The organism is Streptomyces sp. bgisy100, from assembly GCF_057709105.1.
This window is the reverse complement of the sequence record NZ_JBYITE010000019.1, coordinates 89,166-112,971: the sequence shown is the minus strand read 5'-3', so window position 1 is coordinate 112,971 and position 23,806 is coordinate 89,166. Positions and strand designations below refer to the sequence as shown.

At 74.4% G+C, this 23,806-nt stretch carries 17 protein-coding genes; 10 read left to right on the top strand and 7 right to left on the bottom strand.

Annotation, left to right across the window (positions count from 1 at the left end):
- Positions 1–238 precede the first annotated feature (238 nt).
- The gene (locus tag AC3EQ1_RS15730) at positions 239–1,012 is read right to left on the bottom strand and encodes an SDR family NAD(P)-dependent oxidoreductase (protein WP_351510753.1); all 774 of its coding nucleotides are present in this window, start codon (positions 1,010–1,012) and stop codon (positions 239–241) included.
- A gap of 276 nt (positions 1,013–1,288) precedes the next feature.
- Here AC3EQ1_RS15730 and AC3EQ1_RS15725 point away from each other — a divergent pair, with 276 nt between their 5' ends.
- Positions 1,289–2,227 carry a LysR family transcriptional regulator gene (locus AC3EQ1_RS15725; protein WP_432094924.1) on the top strand — a complete coding sequence of 313 codons (939 nt, stop codon included), beginning with the start codon at positions 1,289–1,291 and terminating at the stop codon, positions 2,225–2,227.
- A 79-nt stretch (positions 2,228–2,306) separates the two neighbouring features.
- Here the strand turns inward: AC3EQ1_RS15725 and AC3EQ1_RS15720 are convergent, their stop codons facing one another.
- Positions 2,307–2,612, bottom strand: coding sequence for a WhiB family transcriptional regulator (locus AC3EQ1_RS15720; RefSeq protein ID WP_351510749.1), 306 nt, complete (start codon positions 2,610–2,612; stop codon positions 2,307–2,309).
- Between the two features lie 375 nt (positions 2,613–2,987).
- Here AC3EQ1_RS15720 and AC3EQ1_RS15715 point away from each other — a divergent pair, with 375 nt between their 5' ends.
- From AC3EQ1_RS15715 to AC3EQ1_RS15700, 4 genes are all read left to right on the top strand, one after another.
- The gene (locus AC3EQ1_RS15715) at positions 2,988–3,599 is read left to right on the top strand and encodes a response regulator transcription factor (protein ID WP_003948568.1); all 612 of its coding nucleotides are present in this window, start codon (positions 2,988–2,990) and stop codon (positions 3,597–3,599) included.
- A 502-nt stretch (positions 3,600–4,101) separates the two neighbouring features.
- A complete protein-coding gene (locus tag AC3EQ1_RS15710) occupies positions 4,102–4,704 on the top strand; it encodes a sigma-70 family RNA polymerase sigma factor (RefSeq protein ID WP_351510747.1) in 603 nt (200 codons plus the stop codon).
- A 69-nt stretch (positions 4,705–4,773) separates the two neighbouring features.
- On the top strand, positions 4,774–6,276 hold the full coding sequence (gene guaB, locus AC3EQ1_RS15705; protein ID WP_432094923.1) for an IMP dehydrogenase: 1,503 nt from the start codon (positions 4,774–4,776) through the stop codon (positions 6,274–6,276).
- 99 nt (positions 6,277–6,375) lie between these two features.
- Positions 6,376–7,503, top strand: a complete 1,128-nt coding sequence (locus AC3EQ1_RS15700) for a GuaB3 family IMP dehydrogenase-related protein (RefSeq protein WP_351510743.1) — start codon at positions 6,376–6,378, stop codon at positions 7,501–7,503.
- Positions 7,504–7,734: 231 nt separating this feature from the next.
- Here the strand turns inward: AC3EQ1_RS15700 and AC3EQ1_RS15695 are convergent, their stop codons facing one another.
- The 3 genes from AC3EQ1_RS15695 to AC3EQ1_RS15685 all read right to left on the bottom strand — a co-directional run bounded on the left by AC3EQ1_RS15695 (position 7,735) and on the right by AC3EQ1_RS15685 (position 10,555).
- Positions 7,735–8,262 carry a hypothetical protein gene (locus AC3EQ1_RS15695; protein ID WP_432094922.1) on the bottom strand — a complete coding sequence of 176 codons (528 nt, stop codon included), beginning with the start codon at positions 8,260–8,262 and terminating at the stop codon, positions 7,735–7,737.
- A 282-nt stretch (positions 8,263–8,544) separates the two neighbouring features.
- Positions 8,545–8,961, bottom strand: coding sequence for a hypothetical protein (locus AC3EQ1_RS15690; RefSeq protein WP_432094921.1), 417 nt, complete (start codon positions 8,959–8,961; stop codon positions 8,545–8,547).
- A gap of 331 nt (positions 8,962–9,292) precedes the next feature.
- Positions 9,293–10,555, bottom strand: coding sequence for a nucleotide sugar dehydrogenase (locus AC3EQ1_RS15685; RefSeq protein ID WP_432094920.1), 1,263 nt, complete (start codon positions 10,553–10,555; stop codon positions 9,293–9,295).
- 215 nt (positions 10,556–10,770) lie between these two features.
- Between AC3EQ1_RS15685 and AC3EQ1_RS15680 the strand changes: the two genes are divergently transcribed.
- Positions 10,771–12,477 carry a glycerol-3-phosphate dehydrogenase/oxidase gene (locus AC3EQ1_RS15680; protein ID WP_432094919.1) on the top strand — a complete coding sequence of 569 codons (1,707 nt, stop codon included), beginning with the start codon at positions 10,771–10,773 and terminating at the stop codon, positions 12,475–12,477.
- Positions 12,478–12,787: 310 nt separating this feature from the next.
- Here AC3EQ1_RS15680 and AC3EQ1_RS15675 read toward each other — a convergent pair whose 3' ends face one another.
- Both AC3EQ1_RS15675 and AC3EQ1_RS15670 read right to left on the bottom strand, forming a co-directional pair.
- Positions 12,788–14,053 (bottom strand): SUKH-4 family immunity protein, encoded by a 1,266-nt coding sequence (locus AC3EQ1_RS15675; protein ID WP_432094918.1) that lies wholly within the window; start codon positions 14,051–14,053, stop codon positions 12,788–12,790.
- A 93-nt stretch (positions 14,054–14,146) separates the two neighbouring features.
- A complete protein-coding gene (locus AC3EQ1_RS15670; RefSeq protein ID WP_432094930.1) occupies positions 14,147–15,343 on the bottom strand; it encodes a serine hydrolase domain-containing protein in 1,197 nt (398 codons plus the stop codon).
- 201 nt (positions 15,344–15,544) lie between these two features.
- Between AC3EQ1_RS15670 and AC3EQ1_RS15665 the strand changes: the two genes are divergently transcribed.
- The 4 genes from AC3EQ1_RS15665 (at position 15,545) to AC3EQ1_RS15650 (ending at position 23,772) form a co-directional block, all read left to right on the top strand.
- Positions 15,545–17,548, top strand: a complete 2,004-nt coding sequence (locus AC3EQ1_RS15665) for a serine/threonine-protein kinase (RefSeq protein WP_432094917.1) — start codon at positions 15,545–15,547, stop codon at positions 17,546–17,548.
- A gap of 369 nt (positions 17,549–17,917) precedes the next feature.
- Positions 17,918–20,452 (top strand): protein kinase, encoded by a 2,535-nt coding sequence (locus AC3EQ1_RS15660; RefSeq protein ID WP_432094916.1) that lies wholly within the window; start codon positions 17,918–17,920, stop codon positions 20,450–20,452.
- A 346-nt stretch (positions 20,453–20,798) separates the two neighbouring features.
- The gene (locus AC3EQ1_RS15655) at positions 20,799–22,487 is read left to right on the top strand and encodes a serine/threonine-protein kinase (RefSeq protein ID WP_432094915.1); all 1,689 of its coding nucleotides are present in this window, start codon (positions 20,799–20,801) and stop codon (positions 22,485–22,487) included.
- A gap of 421 nt (positions 22,488–22,908) precedes the next feature.
- The gene (locus AC3EQ1_RS15650; RefSeq protein ID WP_432094914.1) at positions 22,909–23,772 is read left to right on the top strand and encodes a conjugal transfer protein; all 864 of its coding nucleotides are present in this window, start codon (positions 22,909–22,911) and stop codon (positions 23,770–23,772) included.
- Positions 23,773–23,806: the final 34 nt, after the last annotated feature.

The window sequence follows — 23,806 nt, the reverse complement described above, 5'->3', positions numbered from 1 at the left end:
CCCCCCCCCCCCCCCCCCCCCCCCCCCCCCCCCCCCCCCCCGGCACCCGCCCGCGCACCGCGCAGCCGCGCCCCGAACCCCGGCCCGGCAGGGCACCCCGCACCCCCGCCTGGCAAGGCGCCCCGCACCCGCCCGCCCACCGCGCAGCCGCGCCCGCACCCCCGCCTGGCAAGGCCCCCCGCACCCCGACCCCGCGCCCCCGGCAGGCACCCGCACCCCCCAGCCCGGCAAGCCCCCGTCAGCGCGGCCCGTACCGCCGCCCCGTCCGAGAAGTGATCCCGCTCAACGCCCCCCGAGGCGCCAGCTTCGCCAGCCCCGCCAGCGCCTTGTACCGGGGATCCGGCACCGACAGCGTCCGCCCCCGCGCCAGATCCTTCATCGCCGCCGCCACCAGCCGGTCCGCGTCCAGCCACATCCAGCCCGGCACATTGCCGGTGTCCATCCCGGCCCGCTCGTGGAACTCGGTCCGCACGAACCCCGGGCAGAGCGCCATCAGCCGTACCCCCGAACCGGCCAGGTCCCGCGCCGCACCCTGGGTGAACTGCACGACCCACGCCTTGCTCGCGCCGTACGTCCCGCGCGGTACGAACGCCGCCATCGACGCCACGTTCACCACCCCGCCGCGCCCCCGCTCCCGCATCCCGGAGACCGCCGCGGACGTCAGCCGGAGCACCGCCTCGCAGTGCACCTTGAGCATGGTCAGCTCGTCCGCCATGGAGACCTCGAGGAACGTCCCCTTGTTGCCGAAGCCGGCGTTGTTGACCAGCAGGTCCACCGGATGCCTGCGTTCGGCCAGCCGCGCCTCGACCGCCGCGATCCCGGCCTCCGTCGCGAGGTCCGCGACCAGGACGTCGGCCTCGATCCCGTGCCGGTCGTGGAGTTCGGTGGCCTGTTCCGCGAGCCGCCCGGCGTCCCGGGCGACCAGGACCAGGTTGTGCCCGTCGGCGGCGAGCCGCCGGGCGAAGGCCGCCCCGATACCCGCTGTTGCTCCTGTGATCAGTGCAGTCGTCATGCGCGAACGCTAGCGGCCGGCCCCCGGCCCGGCCATGCCTGGTGGCCCGCAGCGGACGCAGCCCCTCCGGCCGCCCCATGTCCGCACCCGCAGGGCCCGACCCACGGGCTCCGGCCACGACACGGCCCGCCCTGGCACAGCCCGCCCCGGCACGGCGCCCCGGCACAGCGCCCCCACCCAGCACCCGGCACACCCCGCCCGCCCCCGCACCACAGCCCCGCTCCCACCCCAGCTCCTACCCCCGCCCCCCCCAAAGCCTCCCTTATGGTTGAGGGCATGATCGAGGCCCGTCATCTGAGAGTGCTCCGCGCCGTCGCGGCCACCGGCTCGTTCTCGGCCGCCGCCCGTGAGCTCGGCTGCACCCAGCCCGCCGTCAGCCAGCAGATGAAGGCCCTCGAACAGTCCGTCGGCACCCCGCTGCTGGTCCGCGCCGGCCGCGAGATGCGCCTCACCGAGGCCGGGGAGGCCCTGGTGCGGCACGCCGCCGGCATCCTCGCCGGGCTCGCCGCCGCCGAGGAGGAGGTCGCCGCGATCGCGGGGCTGCGCGCCGGACGGGTGCGGCTCGTCTCGTTCCCCAGCGGCAGTTCCACGCTCGTGCCGACGGCGCTCGCCGAGATGCGCGCGGACCACCCCGCCACCCGGATCTCCCTGGTCGAGGCCGAGCCGCCGCGCTCGGTGGAGCTGCTGCGGGCCGGTGACTGCGAGATCGCGCTGGCCTTCCGCTATCCGGAGGTGCGGGGCGCGGACCCGGCCGCCGTCGCCGAGTGGGACGACCTGGTCGTCCGGCCGCTGCTCACGGACCGGCTGGTGGGGGTGGTGCCCGAGGGGCACCGGCTCGCCGCCGCTGAGCGGGCCGGTATCGCGGAACTGGCCGACGAGCCCTGGATCGCGGGGTGCCCGCGCTGCCGGCGGCATCTGGTCGAGGTGTGCGAGGACGCCGGCTTCTCGCCGCGGATCGACTACGCCACGGACGACTACCCGGCGGTGATCGGGCTGGTCGGGGCGGGGCTCGGGGTGGCGCTGCTGCCCGAGCTGGCGCTGGCGGGCCCGTCCGTCGGCGGCGGCTGGGGGGCGGCGCCGGCCAAGGGCGTCGCGACGGTGCGGGTGGAACCGGCCGTGCAGCGCGAAGTCGTGGCACTCACGCTTCCCGATCTGGCCCGGGTTCCGGCGGTCGGGGCCATGCTCGACCGGCTGGCCCGCGCCGCGCTGCGCTGACCCGGGTCGGCAGAATCCCCGGTCGCCGGCGTGCGAGCCGTGATGAATCGTTTCTTCAGTTCCGCTTCCCGCTGTCCTGTCAGTTGCTCGTGGTGGCGATGACCCGGTGCCGGGCCCGCCCCATCAGCTCCTCGCGCTCGTCCTCCGTCAGCCCGCCCCAGACTCCGTAGGGCTCACGGACCGCCAGCGCGTGCGCCGCGCACTCGGCACGTACCGGGCACCGCATGCAGACCTCTTTGGCCGAGGCCTCACGCGCACTCCGGGCCGCGCCGCGCTCGCCCTCGGGGTGGAAGAACAGCGAGCTGTCGACTCCGCGACAGGCGGCCAGGAGCTGCCAGTCCCACAGATCGGCGTTGGGACCGGGAAGGCGGGAGAAATCTGCCATTGCTTATCCCCTCGGAGGTGTTCCGGTGCGGATACAGCCCGACCGTACATCCACTGTGTAAGTAGATGTAAATATGACTCATTGCGAATCTAGCGACAGACACCGGCAGATGTGAAGAAAAGCCGCCAAATAGGGCATAGTCCATCCGGACGGCCCGGCCGCGCGGTGTTGCTCGATGCGTGTCCGAGCCCTCACGTAGAGTGTTGAGAGCAGCCGACGTAGCCCGTAACTCTTTCGGGTGACCGTCGTTGAGAGTGCGGAGGCGGTTGACGAAACAAGTACTCGGGCGCACGTCCGAGGCGGTCAATCGCTCAGGTGACGATTCGTACCAGCCTGGAGGCTCAAGGTGACGCGCATCAGCTGCGGAGGGCGGCCATGACATCCGTCCTCGTCTGCGACGACTCCCCGCTTGCCCGAGAGGCGCTCCGCCGCGCGGTTGCCACCGTGCCCGGCGTCGAGCGCGTGACGACGGCCGCCAACGGCGAGGAAGTCCTCCGCCGCTGGGGTGCCGACCGCTCGGACCTGATTCTGATGGACGTACGGATGCCCGGACTCGGCGGTGTCGAGACCGTGCGGCGGCTGCTGTCCGCCGACCCCGGCGCCCGGATCATCATGCTCACCGTCGCCGAGGACCTGGACGGTGTGGCGCTGGCGGTGGCGGCCGGTGCCCGCGGGTATCTGCACAAGGACGCCTCGCGGGCCGAGCTGCGCGCGACGGTGACCCAGGCGCTCGCGGACCCGACCTGGCGGCTCGCGCCGCGCCGGCTGCGGTCCGCCGAGATGGGCGCCGCGCCCACGCTGACCGCGCGGGAGATCCAGGTGCTGGAGGGGATGAGCCACGGCCGTTCCAACGCCGAGATCGGCCGTGAGCTCTTCCTCTCCGAGGACACGGTCAAGACCCACGCCCGGCGGCTCTTCAAGAAACTCGGCGCCTCGGACCGCGCGCACGCCGTCGCGCTCGGTTTCCGCTGGGGCCTGGTCCGCTAGCCCCCGTGTCCTGTCGGGCCGGCTCCGGGACGCCCCGTGCCGCGGGCCGGGGGAGTCCTGTGGGCACCCCCGCCCCGCCCCACGGCCGCGCACCCTCCGGACGCACGGCCGTCCGTGGCGTGCGGAGCCCCGGGGCCCGGGAGGAACCGCGCGCCCGGCCGCGGAGCCGGGCGGCGGGCGGCTCGGTGCCGCGCCGCGGGCCGTCGCCGGGGTGGCGGATGTCACCGGGGCGCGGCGGTCCGGGCGTGAGATGGCGAACAGTTCCAGAGCCGGTCGGGGTGGTCCGCCGCAGGAAAAGGGCGGCCCCCGCCGGTACCGCGGTGGTCGGGGTGAGTACGTTTCGCGCGCTCTGCCGCATCCTTGAAGCATGGAGTGTCTCGGGGACGGCTCGGCCGGGGGGAGGGCGCAGGACGTGACAACCGGCGCACCTGCTCATAACGCTTCGGTGCACAACTACGGACGCGGTGCCGAGGAGCATCCCGCGTCAGGGCACCATGGACCGATGCGCGAAGACGAGAACCGGGGCTCCCCCATGGCCTCAGGCCCTGGGGGCATCGCCGCGCTCGTCCATCGCGCGGTCGAGGGTGATGAGCGCGCCACCCACGATCTGCTGGCCCATGTGCACCCGCTCGCGCTCCGCTACTGCCGGACCAGACTGTCGCGGCTGCCGGGCGACGCCCGGCACTTCGTGGACGACCTGGCCCAGGAGGTCTGTCTGGCGGTGCTCTGCGCGCTGCCCCGCTACCGGGACACGGGTCGGCCGTTCGAGGCCTTCGTCTTCGCGATCGCCGCGCACAAGGTCGCGGATCTGCAGCGCGCGGCGATGCGCGGCCCGGGCAGTACGGCCGTGCCGTCCGACGAGATGCCCGAGCAGCCGGACGACTCGCTCGGGCCGGAGGAGCGGGCGCTGCTGAGCAGCGACGCGGAGTGGGCCAAGAAACTGCTGGCGAATCTGCCGGAGAACCAGCGCGAGCTGGTCCTGCTGCGGGTCGCCGTCGGGCTGACGGCCGAGGAGACGGGCCAGATGCTCGGGATGTCGCCGGGAGCGGTCCGGGTGGCCCAGCACCGGGCCCTGAGCAGGCTCCGGGCGCTGGCCGAGCAGTAGCCTCCGACCACCCCCCGGCGGCCGTTAGCATGGGAGTCCGCGCTGGGCAAGAGCACTGGGGAAGGTGTCATGACTGACAACGTCGACGGAACGCCCGAGAAGTTCGCGATGCTCGGGCTGACATACGACGATGTGCTGCTGCTGCCGGGCGCGTCCGAGGTGCTCCCGAACGCGGTCGACACCTCGTCCCGGGTGTCCCGCAACGTCCGGGTCAACATCCCGCTGATGTCGGCGGCGATGGACAAGGTCACCGAGGCCCGGATGGCCATCGCCATGGCCCGCCAGGGCGGCGTCGGTGTGCTGCACCGCAACCTCTCCATCGAGGACCAGGCCAACCAGGTCGACCTGGTGAAGCGGTCCGAGTCCGGGATGGTGACCGACCCGATCACCGTCCGGCCGGACGCCACCCTGCGCGAGGCAGACGCCCTCTGCGCCAAGTTCCGGATCAGCGGTGTGCCGGTGACCGACGCCTCGGGCAAGCTGCGCGGCATCGTCACCAACCGCGACATGGCGTTCGAGATGGACCGCAGCCGTCAGGTCCGCGAGGTCATGACGCCGATGCCGCTGGTCACCGGCAAGGTCGGGATCTCCGCCGAGGACGCGGTGGAGCTGCTCCGCCGCCACAAGATCGAGAAGCTTCCGCTGGTCGACGAGGCCGGGGTGCTCAAGGGCCTGATCACGGTCAAGGACTTCGTGAAGGCCGAGAAGTACCCGAACGCCGCCAAGGACGCCGAGGGCCGGCTGATCGTCGGCGCCGCGGTGGGCGTCGGCGACGAGGCGCTGGACCGGGCGCAGGCGCTGGTCGAGGCCGGTGCCGACTTCCTGGTCGTGGACAGCGCGCACGGGCACAGCCGCGGCATCCTCGACATGATCGCCAAGGTCAAGTCGAATGTCCCGGTGGACGTCATCGGCGGCAACGTCGCGACCCGGGACGGCGCCCAGGCGCTGATCGACGCGGGTGTGGACGGGGTGAAGGTCGGCGTCGGTCCGGGCTCGATCTGCACCACGCGGGTCGTCGCGGGCATCGGCGTGCCGCAGGTCACGGCGATCCACGAGGCCGCGCGGGCGTGCAACCCGGCCGGTGTCCCGCTGATCGGCGACGGTGGCCTGCAGTTCTCCGGTGACATCGCCAAGGCCATCGCGGCCGGCGCGGACACCGTGATGCTGGGCAGCCTGCTGGCCGGGTGCGAGGAGTCGCCGGGCGAGATGGTCTTCATCAACGGCAAGCAGTTCAAGTCCTACCGCGGCATGGGCTCGCTGGGCGCGATGCAGTCCCGTGGCCAGGCCGCCTCGTACTCCAAGGACCGCTACTTCCAGGACAACGTGCTCTCCGAGGACAAGCTCGTCCCCGAGGGCATCGAGGGCCAGGTGCCGTACCGCGGCCCGCTGGGCTCGGTGGCGCACCAGCTCATCGGTGGCCTGCGGGCGTCGATGGGCTACGTGGGCTCGGCGGACGTCGCGGAGCTCAAGGAGAAGGGCCGCTTCGTCCGGATCACCGCTGCGGGTCTCAAGGAGAGCCACCCGCACGACATCCAGATGACGACCGAGGCGCCGAACTACAGCCGGCGCTGACCGGAGCGCACTGCGGAGCCCGCGGGCACAGGCCCGCGGGCTCCGGCGTGCGCGTCGGGGATACTGGAACGGCAGAACCTTGAGGGAAGGGCCACACACGTGACTGAGATCGAGATCGGGCGCGGCAAGCGCGGCCGCCGGGCGTACGCGTTCGACGACATCGCCGTCGTCCCCAGCCGGCGCACCCGGGACCCGAAGGAGGTCTCGATCGCCTGGCAGATCGACGCCTACCGGTTCGAGCTGCCGTTCCTGGCCGCTCCGATGGACTCGGTCGTCTCGCCGCAGACCGCGATCCGCATCGGTGAGCTGGGCGGGCTGGGCGTGCTCAACCTCGAGGGGCTGTGGACCCGGTACGAGGACCCGGAGCCGCTGCTCGCCGAGATCGCCGAGCTGGACGAGCGGACCGCGACCCGCCGGCTCCAGGAGATCTACGCGGAGCCGATCAAGGAGGAGCTGATCGGGCAGCGCATCAAGGAGGTGCGCGACTCCGGTGTCGTCACCGCCGCCGCGCTCTCCCCGCAGCGCACCGCGCAGTTCTCCAAGGCCGTGGTGGACGCCGGGGTCGACATCTTCGTGATCCGCGGCACCACGGTCTCCGCGGAGCACGTCTCCGGTGCCGCCGAGCCGCTGAACCTGAAGCAGTTCATCTACGAGCTGGACGTGCCGGTGATCGTCGGCGGCTGCGCCACGTACACCGCGGCGCTGCACCTGATGCGGACCGGCGCGGCCGGTGTCCTCGTCGGCTTCGGCGGCGGCGCCGCGCACACCACGCGGAACACGCTGGGCATCCAGGTGCCGATGGCGACCGCGGTGGCCGACGTGGCCGCGGCGCGGCGGGACTACATGGACGAGTCCGGCGGCCGGTACGTGCACGTGATCGCCGACGGCGGCGTGGGCTGGAGCGGTGACCTGCCGAAGGCCATCGCGTGCGGCGCGGACGCGGTGATGATGGGTTCGCCGCTCGCCCGGGCGACCGACGCCCCCGGCCGCGGCCACCACTGGGGCATGGAGGCGGTGCACGAGGACGTGCCGCGGGGCAAGCGGATGAACCTCGGCGCGGTGGGCACCACCGAGGAGGTCCTGCTCGGTCCTTCGCACACCCCGGACGGCTCGATGAACTTCTTCGGCGCGCTGCGCCGGGCGATGGCCACGACCGGCTACTCGGAGCTCAAGGAGTTCCAGCGGGTCGAGGTGACGGTCGCTCCGTCCCAGCACGACAACCGCTGAGCTGTACGACGAACGCTGAGTCGTACGGCGGGCGCTGAGCCGCCGGAGCGCCGTGCCGCGTGGCCGTAGCCGTTGAGCTGCGCGGCGGGCGCCGGGCCGTCCCGGCGGTCCGTACGCGACGAGATTGCGTAACGGGGCGCGGGGCGAGGTGCCCGTCGGGTGATGTGCAGGAGCCCCGGCTGCGATGCGGTCGGGGCTCTCGTGCGCCCGGGGGCCTGTCGTCGGTCCCGGTCAGGCGCCGAGCCTCTTCGCGGTGCTGAAGCCGGCGAAGCCCGCGAGCGCGAAGAAGAGCGCGTCTATGGGCTCCAGGCTCTTCTTCCAGGCCCGGGAGAGCAGGTCGAGGTGCTGGGTGAGCACGTCGACGACCGAGCCCTGGCCGATGTCGGAGATCACCAGGGCGAAGCCGAACAACTGCCCGCAGTAGACGCCGACCAGGCCGAGCACGGCGCCGACCACGGGCAGCACCGGATGCCGCCCGCCGACCTTGCCGAGGACGGCGCCGACGAGGGCACCGACGCCGACCGCGAGGTAGCCGATCTGGGTGCCGTCGAAGGCCTTGAAGATCCCGCCGTAGACGCCCGCGCCGATGAGCATGGCGGCCGCACCCGCGGCGATCGCCAGGCCGGTGCCGCCCCGGCGCGCGGCCGGAGCCGGGGGCGGGAAGCCGCCGGGCATGCCGAAGGGCTGCTGCGGGGGTGGGTACCCGCCGGGCTGCGCCGGGCCGTACGGCTGTCCGGGCTGCTGCTGAGGCTGGTTCATCGTTCCCCCGTGAAGGTCCCTGTGGCACCGCGTTCCGGAATCCGGGCAGAATTCGGACTGGCGTGCGGTTGCGTGGATTTCGGCCAGAACAGTAACAGGTGCTGACGGTCCGACAAGGGGATTCCACGGTCCGTGACCGGTCCGGAACCGCGAGGCCGGCGGCGGCACCGGTTCCGGGCGGGATCAGCGCCGGGCCAGGGCCGGATCAGGGCCGGATCAGGGCTGGATCAGGGCCGGGCCAGCGCCGGGCCAGGGCCGGATCAGGGCCGGTTCCGGGCCGGATCAGGGCCGGCCGGGGGACGGCGACCGGAGTTCCGCCACGCGCCGGGCGACCAGAAAGCCCTCCAGGGCGGCGACGGTGTAGAAGGCGATGTCGTTCCGGCTCAGGATCTCGTGCCGCCAGTAGGCGAGGGCCGGTCCGGCGTGCCCGGTGAGCGGATCGACGGCGGAGTACTCCGCCTCGACCGTGCCCACCTGGAGTGCCGCCGCCAGCAGTTGGGCGACCGCGACCCCGGCCGTGGCCAGCGGGATGCCGCAGAGCGAGGCCGGCAGGGAGCGTCCGCCCGCGGCGCCCAGCGCCACACCCACGAGCAGGCCGATCGCCAGGGCCCAGTAGCCGAGTTCGTGCCCGGTCCGGCCGAAGGAGCCCTGTGCGAAGCCCAGGGCCAGGGCGGAGACCACCGCGGTCGCGGCGCCCACGGCCACTCCGGGGACGGTGCGCCCGTCGAACGGCCCGCCGCCCGGGGTCCCGTGGGCGCTCCGGCTGCCGCGTGCTGCCGAGTACGCTCCGGTCCCGCCGGGCTCCCGGGCGCCGCTCCCAGGACTTCCGGACCGCTGCCGGACCGTCACCCCGAGGCGTTCCCTCTCCTCGCGTCGTGCGGCATCGCTCACGGAGCGGCTGCGCGGCACCCGGAAGGGCGGCTGCCGGTGAGGTGTCTCTCGGCGGTGTCGTGGATTTCGTCCATCGTCACCTCTCTTGACCCGGCTCGGTGCGACGCCGGCAGGTGATTCCGGCCGCGGGTCGCGGGAATCACAGCCGGTGGGCCGCGCCGGCGGGTGTCGCGCCCCGGGTGTCCAGCAGCAGTTGGGCCTTGACCGCCAGCCCCTGGAGGTCGTACGTGCGGTGGTGCTGGAGCAGCAGTGTCAGATCGGCCTCGGCCGCGGCCTCGTACAGCGCGTCGGCCCGCGGCACCGGGCGGCCCGTCACCTGCCACTGCGGGACGTACGGGTCGTGATAGCTGAGCTGGGCGCCCATCTCCATCAGCCGGGAGCCGATCTCCCGGGCGGGCGAGCCCTCCTGGTCGCCGACGTCGGGCTTGTAGGTCACGCCGAGCAGCAGCACCCGGGCGCCGCGCGCCGACTTGCCGTGCTCGTTGAGCAGGGTCGCGCAGCGCTGGATGACATAGCGCGGCATCCGGCCGTTGACCTCCTGCGCCAGCTCCACCATCCGCAGCGGGTAGCCGAAGCTGCGGCCCCGGTACGACAGGTAGTTGGGGTCGATCGGGACGCCGTGGCCGCCGACCCCCGGCCCGGGGCGGAAGGCCTGGAAGCCGTACGGCTTGGTCTCGGCGCAGCGGACCACGTCCCACAGGTCCACCCCGATGTCGTGGCAGAAGACCGCCATCTCGTTCGCCAGGGCGATGTTGACGTGCCGGTAGTTGGTCTCCAGGAGCTTGACCGTCTCGGCCTCGCGGGGGCCGCGGGCCCGGACGACGCGGTCGGTGAACCGGCCGTAACTCGCCGCCGCGGCCTCGGTGCACGCGGGCGTGAGACCGCCGATGACCTTGGGGACCCCGGCGTGGCCGTGGACGCGGTTGCCCGGGTCGAGACGGCTGGGGGAGTACGCGAGGTGGAAGTCCCGCCCGGCGCGCAGACCGGAGCCCTCCTCCAGGATCGGTCGGAGGAATTCCTCGGTGGTGCCCGGGTAGGCGGTGGACTCCAGCACCACGGTCGCGTGCGGACGCAGCCGCGCGGCCAGCGTGCGGGCGGCCTCGGCCACCGCGGACAGATCCAGTGCCCGGTCCTCGCCGAGCGGGGTCGGGACGCAGATCGCGGCCGTGCGTACGCGGCCCAGCTCCGCCGGGTCGGTGGTGGCCCGGAAGCCGCCGGAGAGCATCCGGCGCAGCTCGGCGGCGGTGAGCGAACCGTCCACCGGGGGGCGGCCCGCCCGCAGCTCGGCGACGGTGCGGACGTCTGTGTCGTAGCCGATGGTGGGGATACCCGCGGCAGTGGCGGCCTGGGCGAGGGGGAGACCGAGATGACCGAGTCCGATGACGGCGAGGTCTGCGGGCATGGCTGCGGGCCGTCCTTCCCGGGATGAGCCTTCGTGGCTGGTTGTGCCTGATGCGCTGTATGTAAGGCTAAGCACACATATGACTGATATTGAGGATTGGCTGATGGTGGAGACCCCGGTGTTGCCGCCGCGGGCGCAGGATGGCCCGGGGTGCGCAGGCACCGGGAACCGGTCGGCGACGGCAGCGGCGACCCGGATCAGGACGGGAGGCAGCGGTGAGGACAGCGACACTGGGACCGGCCGAGCGCAGTGAGGCACTCGCCCGGATGGCGGAGCGGGAGCTGGACATTCTCGTCGTCGGCGCGGGCGTGGTCGGCGCGGGCACCGCGCTGGACGCGGCCACCCGCGGACTGGCGACCGGGCTGGTCGAGGCGCGGGACTGGGCGGCCGGCACCTCCAGCCGGTCCAGCAAGCTCATCCACGGCGGGCTGCGCTATCTGGAGATGCTCGACTTCGCCCTGGTCCGGGAGGCGCTGAAGGAGCGCGGGCTGCTGCTGGAGCGGCTGGCTCCGCACCTGGTGAAGCCGGTGCCGTTCCTGTATCCGCTGGCCCACCGGGCGTGGGAGCGCGTCTACGCCGGATCGGGCGTCGCCCTCTACGACGCCATGTCGCTCTCCTCCGGCCACGGCCGCGGGCTGCCCACGCACCGGCACCTGACCCGCACGCACGCGCTGCGGGTGGCGCCCTGCCTGAAGAAGGACGCCCTCGTGGGCGCCCTCCAGTACTACGACGCCCAGATGGACGACGCGCGCTACGTGGCGACGCTGGTGCGCACGGCCTCCGCCTACGGCGCCGAGGTGGCCAACCGGGCCCGGGTCATCGGCTTCCTGCGCGAGGGCGAGCGGGTGGTCGGGGCGCGGGTGCAGGACGTCGAGGGCGGCGGCGAGTACGAGGTCCGGGCCAAGCAGGTGGTGAACGCCACCGGGGTGTGGACGGACGAGACCCAGCGGCTGATCGGCGAACGGGGGATGTTCCACGTCCGGGCGAGCAAGGGCATCCATCTGGTGGTGCCGAAGGACCGGATCCACTCCACGTCCGGGCTGATCCTGCGCACCGAGAAGAGCGTGCTCTTCGTGATCCCGTGGGGCCGGCACTGGATCATCGGCACCACGGACACCGACTGGGACCTGGACAAGGCCCACCCGGCCGCCTCCAGTGCCGACATCGACTATCTGCTGGAGCACGTCAACTCGGTGCTGGCCGTCCCGCTGACCCGGGACGACGTCGAGGGCGTCTACGCCGGGCTGCGCCCGCTGCTGGCCGGTGAGTCGGAGGCCACCAGCAAGCTGTCCCGGGAGCACACCGTCGCCCACCCGGCGCCGGGCCTCGTCGTCGTCGCGGGCGGCAAGTACACGACGTACCGGGTGATGGCCAAGGACGCCGTGGACGAGGCGGTGCACGGTCTGGACCAGCGGGTCGCGGACTGTGTCACCGAGGACGTCCCGCTGGTCGGCGCGGAGGGCTACCGGGCGCTGTGGAACGCCCGGGCGCGGATCGCGGCGGGCTCCGGGCTGCACGTGGCGCGGATCGAGCACCTGCTGAACCGTTACGGCTCGCTGGCCGAGGAGGTGCTGGAGCTGGTCCGGCAGGACCCGGCGCTGGGCGAGCCGCTCGCCGCGGCCGACGACTATCTGCGCGCCGAGATCGTCTACGCCGCCTCGCACGAGGGCGCCCGGCACCTGGACGACGTGCTGACCCGCAGGACCCGGATCTCCATCGAGACCTTCGACCGGGGCGCCCGCAGTGCCCGGGAGGCGGCGGAGCTGATGGCGCCGGTGCTCGGCTGGGACGGGAACCAGATCGAGAAGGAGGTCGAGCACTACGAGAAGCGGGTGGAGGCGGAACGGGAGTCGCAGCGCCAGCCGGACGACCAGACGGCCGACGCCGCCCGCCTCGGGGCGCGGGACATCGTTCCGCTCTGAACCGGCGGGCGGCGGCAGGCCCGTGGCCCGCGGCGCCACGGGCCGGCGCGCCACGGGTCCCGGACCGGGCGGAGCGCCGGCCCCGCGAGCGCCGGCCCCGCGAGTGCCGGCCCCGCGAGTGCCGGACGGGGGGAGCGCCGGACGGGGGAGAGCCGGACAGGGATGTCAGGACGAGGGAGCCGGTGCGGCGCGGCGCTGACACCGCCCGGGACCGTTCCCCGTGCCGGCTGCTCTCCTCGGCACCGCCGGCCCTCACGACGGGCGGGTTCCGCGAGTGCCCGGGCCGTTCGGCCGGGACCGTCCGGGCCGTTCAGAAACCGTCCTCGTTCAGGACGGTGACGCCGGCGGTGAAGTACTCCCAGACCTCCCCGCTGCGGCTGCCCGGGTCGAGGGTGTCCGGTGCGAGCGCGTCCAGCTCCGCGAAGAAGTCCTCCGTCGCGTCCTCACCGGGGCGCGGATGCCAGCACGCCTCCATGTAGCGGCGTACGCCTTCCAGCACGCGGGTGAAGTGGTCCAGGCCGGGGGAGAGCCGGACGCACTCGCCCTCGGTGACGATGTGGACGCCGCCCTCGCGGCGGTGCAGATACAGCTCGCCGTGCTCGCTGGAGCCGAGGAGCAGCAGGTCGGCGGCCTCGACGCCGGCCGGCAGCGCCACTCCGGTCAGCTCCGCCTCACCCGGCGGCGTCATCTCCGCCGCCGGGCAGGGCTCGAAGGTCGTCCAGGCGCACGCCCACCACGACGGCAGCCCGACATCGCGCAGATGCGCCCGGCTGCCGGGGTGTTCCAGGGCGTCCGGCAGCTCGTGGCCGGGCGTGCGGACGACGTCGACGGGGGCGAACGCCGCGTCGACACGGCCGGCGGTGAGCGGGCCGGCGGGGACGGGGCGGGACGGCACCCGCCCCGGCGTGCCCTCCAGCGCGGAGGTGTGGTCGAGGCCGCCCCGCGGCCAGTCGCGCAGCACGTCCGGGTCGGTGTCCAGGAGCGCGAGGCCGCAGGTGTCCGCGACCAGATACCGGGTGCGGCCGTCCGGGGCGACGAGCGGCGTGGCGTGCGCCCAGCTCTCGGGCGCGTACAGGGCCGAGTCGTTCAGCCGGGGTACCGCGTCGTGGCGGGAGGGCAGGGGAGCGGTGGCCTCCTCCGGCGGGGCCGGTACCGGCGAACCGGTCTCCAGGTCGAGCCAGGTGTCCTCCCAGGCGGCCTTCACCCGCAGCAGCTCACGGCCGTTGTGGTGCTGCAGTCCGAGGGCCTCCGGGTAGGTCAGGTTCGGATGGGCGGAGTAGGTCCGCACCGGGCGCCACCACGCCCATACCGTCCGCCAGGGCATCCCCGGTTCGGCTGCCGCGATCCGCTCGGCGTACGCCTCGTGACCGAGCATGGCCGCGGCGAAGTGGAGCCAGGCCGCGAATTCGGCGCGCGGTACCTCCGCGGTGCCGAATATCGCCTCGGCCTGCCGGAACACCTCGACCCCCGGGTGGTCTCCGGTCGGCCTGCGCTCGATGTGCTCCCGTACCGCTGCCCGTTCGGCGGCCAGGAGCCGCTCGGGGGCGTCCGCCCATGCGTCCGTCTCGCTGATCATGGCTTCATCCTGGCAGCGAGGTGCGACACGCCGGCGGGCCGGGCGGGCGGGGCTGCGCCGCGCCGCGCCGCGCCGGCGCTCCGGCGCGGCGGATCAGGAGCGTGGCTCCGGGCTCCTGCGGCAGAACTCCGCCGCGAGGAGCCGGGGTTCCGCCTGCCGGTCGCGGATCACATCGCTGTTGACGCGGTAGCCGAACACCCGGCGGCCGTCCGTGGTGCCGACGACCAGGACGTAGGAGCCGTTGATGACGCCGTTGTGCCCCCAGAGCGTCCGTCCGCAGGGCAGCCGCACCGGGAACAGGCCCAGCCCGTACTGCCCGTGGGTCCCCGAGGTGTCCCGCATCCGCTTCAGCTGAGCCGCGGGCAGCAGCCGGCCGCTCAGCAGCGCCTGGAGGAAGCGGCCGAGGTCGTCGAGGGTGGAGACCATCTCCCCGGCGGCGCCGGCGCTGGAGGGGTCCAGCGCGGTGACGTCCACGCGCGCCCCGCGGTGGCCTCCGGGGCCGGACGGCTCGGTGGAGTACGCCCGGCCGTGCGGCGCGGGCAGGCCTTCCCGGGTGCCCGGGAAGGAGGTGCCGGACAGCCGCAGCGGACGGAGGATCCGGCGCCGGATCTCCACCGGGTAGGGGTGGCCGGTGACCTGGCGGACGATCAGGCCCAGCAGGATGTAGTCGGTGTTCGAGTAGCGGTAGCCGTTGCCCGGCCGGAACCGGGGCGGATGGCGCAGCGCCACCCGGACCAGCTGCCGGGGCGAGTGGGAGCCCGCCCGGTGCACCGGGAGCCCCCTGCCGAAGGACTGGTCCCGCAGCTCGCGGTCGCCGGTGTAGTCGAAGAGTCCGCTGGTGTGGTCCAGGAGTTGGCGGACCGTGATCCGGCGGCCGTCGTTGCCGTTGCCCCGCACCAGGCCCGGCAGGTGCCGCTCCACGGTGTCGTCCAGGCGCAGCCGCCGTTCCGCGACGAGTTGCAGCGCCACCGTGGCCACGAAGGTCTTGGTCACGCTCCCGGCCCGGAACCGGTCGTCGGCCCGGATCCGCCGCTTGCTGCGCACATCGGCCACCCCGGCCGTGCCGAACCAGGTGCCGCGCCCGTCCCGCGCCAGCGCCGCCGCGCCCGGCGCGTCACCCTCGGTCACCAGCCCCCGGACGGCGGCGGACACGCCCGGCCGCGCGGGTGCGGCAGCGGGGCGCTCCTGCGGGGCGCAGCCGCCCGCCAGCAGCGCGGCCAGCACGGCCGCCACCACGGGGGTGCGGGCGGTGCGCTGGGCCATGCCGGGCCTTTCGTCGGGTGGGTCCATCATGACCCGCTCCTCCCGGTGGGAGGGCGCCAGGGTGCCCGCCCGGGCGGACCCGGGCCTTCCCCACACCCGCGCATGAGGGAGAATGAGGGCTCTGCCGGGGGCGGGCCGCCCGAGTTGGAACCGGAAGCGCCGACAGGTCGCCATGGACGACAGCCAACTCGGCGCCATCGTGGATTGATTGCAGCGCTGAGGGGATTCATGTCGAAGGCGGAGCAGACGCAGGGAACCACAGGACGGCTCCTCGCCGGGCGCTACCGGCTGGGAGAGGTCCTCGGCCGCGGTGGCATGGGTACGGTCTGGCGCGCCCACGACGAGACCCTCGGCCGGACGGTCGCCGTCAAGGAGCTGCGGTTCTCGACCAATGTGGACGAGGACGAGAAGAAGCGGCTCATCACCCGGACGCTGCGCGAGGCGAAGGCCATTGCCCGGATCCGGAGCACCGGCGCGGTCACCGTCTACGACGTGGTCAACGAGGACGACCGGCCCTGGATCGTCATGGAGCTCATCGAGGGCTGCTCCCTCGCGGACGTCGTCCGGGACACCGGCGGCCTCACCCCGCACCGCAGCGCCGAGGTCGGGCTCGCCGTCCTCGACGTGCTGCGCGCGGCGCACCGCGAGGGCATCCTGCACCGCGACGTGAAGCCCTCGAACGTCCTCATCGCGGACGACGGCCGGGTCGTGCTCACCGACTTCGGCATCGCGCAGGTCGAGGGCGACCCCTCGGTGACCTCCACCGGCATGCTCGTCGGCGCCCCCTCGTACATCGCCCCGGAGCGCGCCCGCGGCCACAAGCCCGGCCCGCCGGCGGACCTCTGGTCGCTGGGCGGCCTGCTGTACGCCTGCGTGGAGGGCGTGCCCCCGTACGACAAGGGCTCGGCGCTGGCGACGCTGACCGCGGTGATGACCGAGCCGCTGGACCCGCCGAAGAACGCGGGGCCGCTGGAGGAGGTCATCTACGGCCTGCTGGCCAAGGATCCGGCGCAGCGGCTGGACGACGCGGGTGCGCGGGCCCTGCTGGAGGACGCGCTGAGCGCCCCGGAGGACCAGGGGCCGCAGGCGCCCGAGCCGACCCGCACGATGATGCTGCCGACGCCTCCGGTGCAGGAGGAGGCCGCCCCGAAGCCGCAGAAGAAGGCCGCTCCGAAGCCGCAGAAGGCCCAGACCAAGGCGGAGCCGCGGCCGGAGCCGCAGCCGAGGACCAAGCCGCCGGCCCGCGCGGAGGCGGAGGAGCGGATGCGGGGCGCGCTGCAGGCGGTGCGGGGCGCCGCCGTCGCGGCCAGGGAGAAGTCGGCGTCCGTGGCGAAGTCGGCGGCTGCCGCCAAGTCCGCCGCCGCTGCCCGGGCGGCCGGCGCGAAGCCGGCCGCCGGCGCGCGCGGTTCGTCCCCGGCGGGCCCGGCGGCCAACGGCGGACGGCGGACCACCGGGGTCTCCCTCACCGATGTGGTGCCCCGCCGCACGCTGGTGATCGTGGCGGTGGTCATCGCCCTCGCGGTGATCGGCCTGGTGCTGGCCCTCACGCTGAACGGCGATGGCGGCAGCGTCGCCGAGGGACCGCGGAACGGCGGGGCCACCGCCACCGGGGAGCAGACCCGCGCGGAAGGGACCGGCAAGGGAGCCGGCCAGGACGGCGAGCGGAACGAGGACGCGGGCCGGCCCACCGGGAAGCCGCAGGGCGGTACCGGGAAGGACGAGTCCCCCGAGGACGGGAAGCGCCCGCCGAAGGACGGCGACGGCGGGAAGGGCGAGCCGAAGGGCTTCGCCACGGTGTCCAGCAGCCGCTTCCATTTCTCCATGAAGATGCCGGAGAAGTGGAAGCTCACCCGGGTCGCGGGCCAGAACTCGGGCGGCATCTTCAGCGCGTCCGGCGGCTTCCCCCGGGTGCAGGTCGACTTCAGCTCCTCGCCGGGGACGGACGCGGCGGGTGCGTGGCGGAGCCTGGAGCCCGCGGTGCGCAGCAACTCGTCCGGTTACCGCTCGCTGGGCATCCGGAGCGTCGACTACCGGAACTACCCGACCGTCGCCGACTGGTCCTTCGAGCGCACCCAGAACGGCCGTCAGGTGCGGGTGCTGAACCGGGGCTTCAAGGTGGACGGCGGCCACGGCTACTCGATCATGATTTCCTGCGGCAAGGACGCCTGGAAGGGCAAGCAGTGCTCCACGATCCGGGACATGGCCTTCAAGACCTTCCAGCCCAAGGACTGAGGCTTCGGGGCCGGGCCGGGCCGGGGCTGAGGCCTGAGGTCTGAGGCCCCTGAAGCCGGGACCGAGGCCGGGGCCGTCCGGTCCGAGAGGGCATCGCACGGCCGGAGTTCTCCGCGGACGCGAGGCTGTCTCCCGCCGTGGACGCCCCCGCGCCGGGCTGTCCGGGGTCCGGAACGGCCCGCGGTGAACGGCCGCCCGGACACCGTCGGTTGTGCCGTCCGCTCGGCAGGGTCCGGCTCCGGCACGTATCGTGAGTCCCCGCGGACCGTACGCAGCCGTAACGCGCCGGAAGTCGACCGGATTCGACGGTTCGTACGGCCGGCGGGTCCGGCTGGGTGAGGTGTGGATCGCGCGCTCCGGGGAGGCGTCGTGGAGGACTACGCGGGTCGGGTGCTCGCCGGCCGCTACCGGCTGCCCCGGCCGCCCTCCGACGTCTACGACCTGGTGGAGACCCGGGCCTTCGACACCTTCAGCGGCCAGGAGGTGCTGGTCCGGCAGATACCCCTGCCGGAGGTGGTGGAGGCCGAGGTCGTCGGCGCGGACGGCCACTACGGCGCCCCCGCGCCCGGGCGTACGGGCCGGCGGCCCGACGACCCGGCGGTGCGGCGCGCCATCGACGCCGCCGCGGCGGCCGCCGCGATACCCGACCACCCCCGGCTCGACCAGGTCTTCGACGTCTTCGCCGACGACGGCAGTCTGTGGGTCGTCAGCGAACGGGTGGCCGCGCGCCCGCTGGCCGCCCTCCTCGCCGAGAAGCCGATGTCCCCGCACCGCGCGGCCGAGGTCGCCGCCGATGTACTGACGGCCCTCCGCGCGCTCCACGCCCACGGCTGGATCCACCGCAACATCACCGCGCGCACCGTCCTGGTCTGCGACGACGGGAGGGCCGTGCTCACCGGCCTCGCCGCCGGCGCCGCGGAGGAGGCGCTGTGCGGCTACGACCCGGTGCCGCGGGCGTATGACGACGGCCTCGCGGTGTCCGGCGGCCCCGGTGCGCCGCCGGAGCCGGCGGGCCGGGAGCACCCGGCGGAGGAGAGCGACGGCCGGGCGGAGGGGAGCGCGGGCCCGGACGACGAGGAACCCGGCGCCGGCCCGGACGCCGAGGAGTACGCGCCCTGGCCCGGCCCTGCCGCGTCCCCTGGCGGACCGGACGACCGGGCCGCCCGCGACGACCGGGCCGCCCGCGCGGAGGCGATCGCCGCCTACCGGGCGGGTGCCCGGGCCGCGGCCCGTTCGGACCTCCGGCCGGGGACGGAGGCCGCCCCCGGGCTGCCCGCCCCGCGCCGCGGTGCCGACGCCGGCCCGCGCGCCGAGGTCACCCCCTGGGCCGCGCCCGCGCCCGGCGACGCCCCGGCGGCGCTGCCCGCCACCCGAGGCGACCTGCCCGCCACCCGCGGTGACCTGCCCGCGAGCCCGCTCGGACGCCCCCGCGACGACGACCGTCCCCGGGGCGTGCCCGCCGCCCGCCGGGGCGGGGACTCCGGCCTCTCCGGGCACGCCGACCTCGCCGGGCACTCCGCGCGCGGACACGGGTACGGGTATGGGCACGCCGCCGGACACCCGGACGGAGGGCCGCGCCGCGGCGGCGGCACCGGCCGGGCCGACGCCCCCGGCACCGTCGTCCACCGCGGCCCCGAGACACCGTTGGCCGCCGAACGGGCCCGGCAGGCGCGCATCCTCGTGGTCGGCGCCGTCACGGAGCGCTGGGCCCCCGAGCAGGCCGGTCCGGTCCACGGCAACTGGCAGCTCGCGCCGCCCGTCGGCCCCGCCACCGACCTCTGGGCCCTCGGCGCCCTCCTCTTCCGCGCGGTCCAGGGCCATGCCCCCTTCCCCGAGGAGAGCGCGGCCGAGCTGGTGCAGATGGTGTGCGCCGAGCCGCCCGCCTACGCGGAGGAGTGCGGTGCGCTGCGCCCCGTCGTCGAGTCGCTGCTGCGCCAGGACCCCCTGGAGCGCCCGGACTTCGAGGAGCTGCGCGGCTGGCTCCGCTCGCTGATCCGGTCGGCGCCGGAACCCGACCTCGGCAGCCGTACGGTGACCGTCCCCTCGCTCGGCACCGGCGAGCCGGCCGATCCCCGCCGGCTGCCGGTGCTGCGCCGCCGGGGCGAAGTGGTACGCAGACGGCGCGCCACCGACCCGGCCGTGGCGCACGGCCGGCACAAGCGGGGCCGGGAGAAGGCCCGGAGAGGTCCGCGCGCCCTCGGCCTGACGCTGCTGGCGCTGATCCTGCTCGCCCTGGCCGGGGCCGTGGCGTACGCGGTGCTGTTCATGCCGGGGGCCGAAGAGGACCGGGGCGCCGCCCGTACGGGGACGGCCGGTTCGGTGAGTCCCGCCCCCGACCCGGCGGGTGAGGGCGGCCCGGCGGACGGGGACGGCCGGGGGAGCGGGGGCGATGGTGGCGCGACGGGGGGCTCGTCCTCCCGGGAGACGCTGTCCACCGAGTCCGCCGGCCTTCCCGAGGGCTTCGCGGTCCGCAAGGACCCCCGCGGCTTCCGGCTGGCCGTCCCCCGGGACTGGGAGCGCCGCGGCGAGAACTCCCGCGGCCAGGTGCGCTATCTCGGCGGCGACTGCGAGCTGATCGTGGTGCCCGGCCGGGACCGGGTCGCCCGCTTCGGCAGCGACCCCATGGCCTACCAGCAGGACCGGGAGCAGGAGCTGGCGTCGTTCCGGGCGTCCCAGTGGGCCTCGGCCTCCGGGCTCCGCCGGATCGACGTCGGGACCACGGCGATGGCCGAGGGCACCTTCCGGTGGAAGGACAGCAGCGGCCGCCAGGTCTACGGCCGCAACCTGGCGATGATCCTTCAGGGCCGCTACCACCTCGTCCTGGTCCTCGGCCCCGACGACCGGCGCGAGGACGTCGACCGCTTCTTCCGGCACGCGAGCGTGACCTACCGGGTGACGGCCTGAGGGCCTGAGGGCCTGAGGGGCTGCGGGGCTGCGGGGCTGACGGGCTCACCGGCCCCTCGGCGGACGGACCGCTCTCCGCCGGAACCGTGCCTGCCGGAACCGCCCCCTTTCGTGACCGTCGCTGCCATAACCGGTCTGCGGGCCGCGCACTCCGGGCTCGCGCCCGTCGGCCCGCGCCCGCGCACTCCGTAGCCCGCGCTCCGCAGCACGTGCTCCCGCCGCGCTCCGCCTCGCCCGGACGAACCCCGTGTCAAGCCGACGAGCCGGGCAACACGCCGCACATCCAGGGAAGTCCACCCCTATGGCCCTGTCCCGGCGGGGACACCGGTGGGGCAGGATGGGCCTCATGGTGAGCTACGGCGGTGGCGAGAGCGGACGGCTGCTCGCCGGTCGGTACCGGCTGGGCGCACGGCTGGGGCGCGGCGGAATGGGCGTCGTGTGGCGGGCCACCGACCAACTCCTGGGCCGCCAGGTCGCCGTGAAGGAGTTATACCGGGACGACGGGCTTCCGGAATCGGAGGCCCGGCTGCGGCGGGAGCGGACACTGCGCGAGGCGCGGACGGTGGCGCAGCTCCAGCACCCCCATGTCATCGTCGTCCACGACGTGGTCGAGCAGGACGAACGTCCCTGGATCGTCATGGAGTTGGTCGACGGCCGTTCGCTGAGCGACCAGCTCTCCTCCGACGGGCCGGTCCCGCCGCGCGAAGCGGCGCGGATCGCGCTCGCCCTGCTGGGCGCCCTGCGCGCGGCCCACGCCCACGGCGTCCTGCACCGGGACGTCAAGCCGGCCAACGTCCTGATGGAGCGGGGCAGCGGGCGCGTGGTGCTCACCGACTTCGGGATCGCCCAGGTGAGCGGGGGCACGACCATCACCGAGACGGGCTCGTTCGTCGGCTCGCCCGAGTACACCGCGCCGGAGCGGATGTCCGGCAGCCGGACCGGCCCGGAGTCGGACCTCTGGTCGCTCGGGGTGCTGCTCTGCGCCGCGCTGAGCGGCCGGTCCCTCTTCCACCGGGACTCGCTGGGCGGAGTGCTGCACGCCGTCGTCTCCGATGTGATCCGCCCGCCGGACGCCGCGGCGCCGCTGCTGCCGGTCGTCCGGGGGCTGCTGGAGCGCGACCCGGACCGCCGGCTGGACGCGGCCACCGCCGAGCTGCTGCTCGCGGAGTATCTGCGCACGGGGCGGATGCCGGAGCCGTCCCCTTCCGTTTCCCGGGCGTGGCGGGGTACGGCGGAGCCGCTGGGGGACACCGCGGCGACGGTGTCCGGTCCCGCCGACGGGCCGCCGGGCTCGGGCGCGACGCGCGCCCGTGCGGCCGTGGCGGCCGCGCTGCTCGTCGCGGCGACGCTCGGAGCCGGGGTGGCCGCTGTGGCGATGCTCATGGACGAGGTGCCCGGAGGCGGAACCAGCGTGGGGCCTTCGGCCACCTCGAGCCCGGACGGCGGAAAGGGCGGACCGGGCGGGCGTCCGTCCGTGTCCGGGCGGAGCCCGTCCCCCGTGGTGACCGTGACCTCGACCGCCACGGAGACGGCCGGCCCCACGGGGACCGGCGCCCCCGGGACGGCCGACCCGTCCGGCTCGTCGACGGCGGCGCCGAAGGGCTACCGCACGGTCTTCGACCCCGCGGGATTCCGGATGGCGGTGCCCACGGGCTTCACCCGCTCCCTCGAACCTCCACGGGTGCTCTACTCCTCGCCCGGCGCGGTCCTCCGGCTCGGGGTCCGCATCGGCAAAACCGGGGCGGACGGCCCGCTGGCCGCGCTGCGCAGGGCGAACGACGAGGGGCCGGAGCACTACCGGGGATACCGCGAAGCCCGGGTCGACGGGGCTTCGTTCCACGGACGGCGAGCCGCGCGCCGGGAGTTCACCTGGGACGGGGCGGCCGGGAGCGGTCCCCGGTGCACCTACGACCTCACCTGGGACGAGGGCGGCCGGCGGTACGAGGTGTCGATGACGGCTCCGGTCGCCGAACGGGCCCGGGCGCGACGCCACTTCGACACCGCGCTGGACACCTTCCGGCGGACCGGCTCGTAGTCCGGTGTCGGCGCGACTGTCCTGTGACGGAGCGTACGAAGGGTGCCACGGAGTGAGTCATACAAACTTGCGAGCCGTCCCTTGATCGTGAATGATCGCCTCCGCACTCATGCGATGACGGGGACATCGGGGGACAGGATCGATGAGCGTGCCCAAGGCGTTGCGCCTTGTCTTGAATCTGCCGGATCCGCAAGGTGGTAAATCGGCAGCGAACGGGACGAAAACAAGCGAAGCGGTGCCCGGCGTCACGCCGACGCCCGCACCGAATGCGCCGCAGGTCGAGAATCCCTGGGTAGCCGCCGCGGAGCGGGTCGCTTCCGCCAACAGCTCGGCGCCCGTTGCCCAGCCGTCCGACCCGGATTCCTCCGGCGCCGGGGGTCGGCAGAGGAAAGGCCCGGGGGCGGCCGGCACCCCGTGGAATGTGCAGGACGAGAAGAGCGGCACGCTCTTCGCCCGCCGCTTCGGCCGAGGGCTCCTCTGGACGGTCGTCGCCCTCGCCGCGGTGACGGGCGTGCGCTCCTGGTTCTTCCCGTCGAAGCCGGTCCAGGGCCCGCCGCCCGTCGTGAAGGCCGGGCCCGTCTATCCCGTCGACACCGCCCAGGCAGTGGCCGCGCGTTTCACCCGTGCCTATCTGACCTGGGACGAGGAGAACCCGGGCGACCGGGAGAAGGCCCTCGCCCTCGACGTCGCCTCGGCGGGCGACCCGGCGATGGGATGGGACGGCAAGGGAAAGCAGGAGGTCGACGAGGTCTACTCGGGCCGGGTGGCCGTGACCGGAAAGGGCCGCGCCCGGGTCCATGTCGAGGCCCACGTCCTGCCCGGCACGGGGAAGAAGGGCGGGAAGGGCGGCTGGCTGGGGCTGGACGTCCCCGTCGTCCGGGTCGGTGAACGCGTCGTTGTCAGCGGCGAGCCCGGCCTGGTCGGCCCGACGGCCCCTCCGGCGCACGTCCCGGAGAGCGATCCGCCCCCGGTCGACGCGGCCATGTCGCAGCGGACCAAGGGCGTCCTCACCCAGTTCTTCAAGGAGTACGCGGCGGGCGACACCTCCACGGTCGCCGCTCCCGGGGCGAAGATCCCGGCCCTCCCGGCCGGCATCGACCTGGGCGGGCTGGACGACTGGAGCGTCGACACCGGAAGGGGAAGCGACCGCACCGGCACCGCCGTCGTCCGCTGGAACACCTCCGGCGGAGCGATGGAGCAGACCTACCGGGTCGTCATCACCCGCGTCGCCTCCGCACAGGCCGAGCGCTGGCAGGTCTCCGGCCTGCACGGCGGCGGCAACTGATTCTCCGGAACATTCTCGAAAGAGGCGGAACATC

What these genes read in the sequence shown, in the direction of transcription:
- AC3EQ1_RS15730 (WP_351510753.1), bottom strand. Translation starts at nt 1,012, where the DNA reads ATGACGACTGCACTGATCACAGGAGCAACAGCGGGTATCGGGGCGGCC.
- AC3EQ1_RS15725 (WP_432094924.1), top strand. Translation starts at nt 1,289, where the DNA reads ATGATCGAGGCCCGTCATCTGAGAGTGCTCCGCGCCGTCGCGGCCACC.
- AC3EQ1_RS15720 (WP_351510749.1), bottom strand. Translation starts at nt 2,612, where the DNA reads ATGGCAGATTTCTCCCGCCTTCCCGGTCCCAACGCCGATCTGTGGGAC.
- AC3EQ1_RS15715 (WP_003948568.1), top strand. Translation starts at nt 2,988, where the DNA reads ATGACATCCGTCCTCGTCTGCGACGACTCCCCGCTTGCCCGAGAGGCG.
- AC3EQ1_RS15710 (WP_351510747.1), top strand. Translation starts at nt 4,102, where the DNA reads ATGCGCGAAGACGAGAACCGGGGCTCCCCCATGGCCTCAGGCCCTGGG.
- guaB (WP_432094923.1), top strand. Translation starts at nt 4,774, where the DNA reads ATGACTGACAACGTCGACGGAACGCCCGAGAAGTTCGCGATGCTCGGG.
- AC3EQ1_RS15695 (WP_432094922.1), bottom strand. Translation starts at nt 8,262, where the DNA reads ATGAACCAGCCTCAGCAGCAGCCCGGACAGCCGTACGGCCCGGCGCAG.
- AC3EQ1_RS15685 (WP_432094920.1), bottom strand. Translation starts at nt 10,555, where the DNA reads ATGCCCGCAGACCTCGCCGTCATCGGACTCGGTCATCTCGGTCTCCCC.
- AC3EQ1_RS15675 (WP_432094918.1), bottom strand. Translation starts at nt 14,053, where the DNA reads ATGATCAGCGAGACGGACGCATGGGCGGACGCCCCCGAGCGGCTCCTG.
- AC3EQ1_RS15670 (WP_432094930.1), bottom strand. Translation starts at nt 15,343, where the DNA reads ATGGACCCACCCGACGAAAGGCCCGGCATGGCCCAGCGCACCGCCCGC.
- AC3EQ1_RS15665 (WP_432094917.1), top strand. Translation starts at nt 15,545, where the DNA reads ATGTCGAAGGCGGAGCAGACGCAGGGAACCACAGGACGGCTCCTCGCC.
- AC3EQ1_RS15655 (WP_432094915.1), top strand. Translation starts at nt 20,799, where the DNA reads ATGGTGAGCTACGGCGGTGGCGAGAGCGGACGGCTGCTCGCCGGTCGG.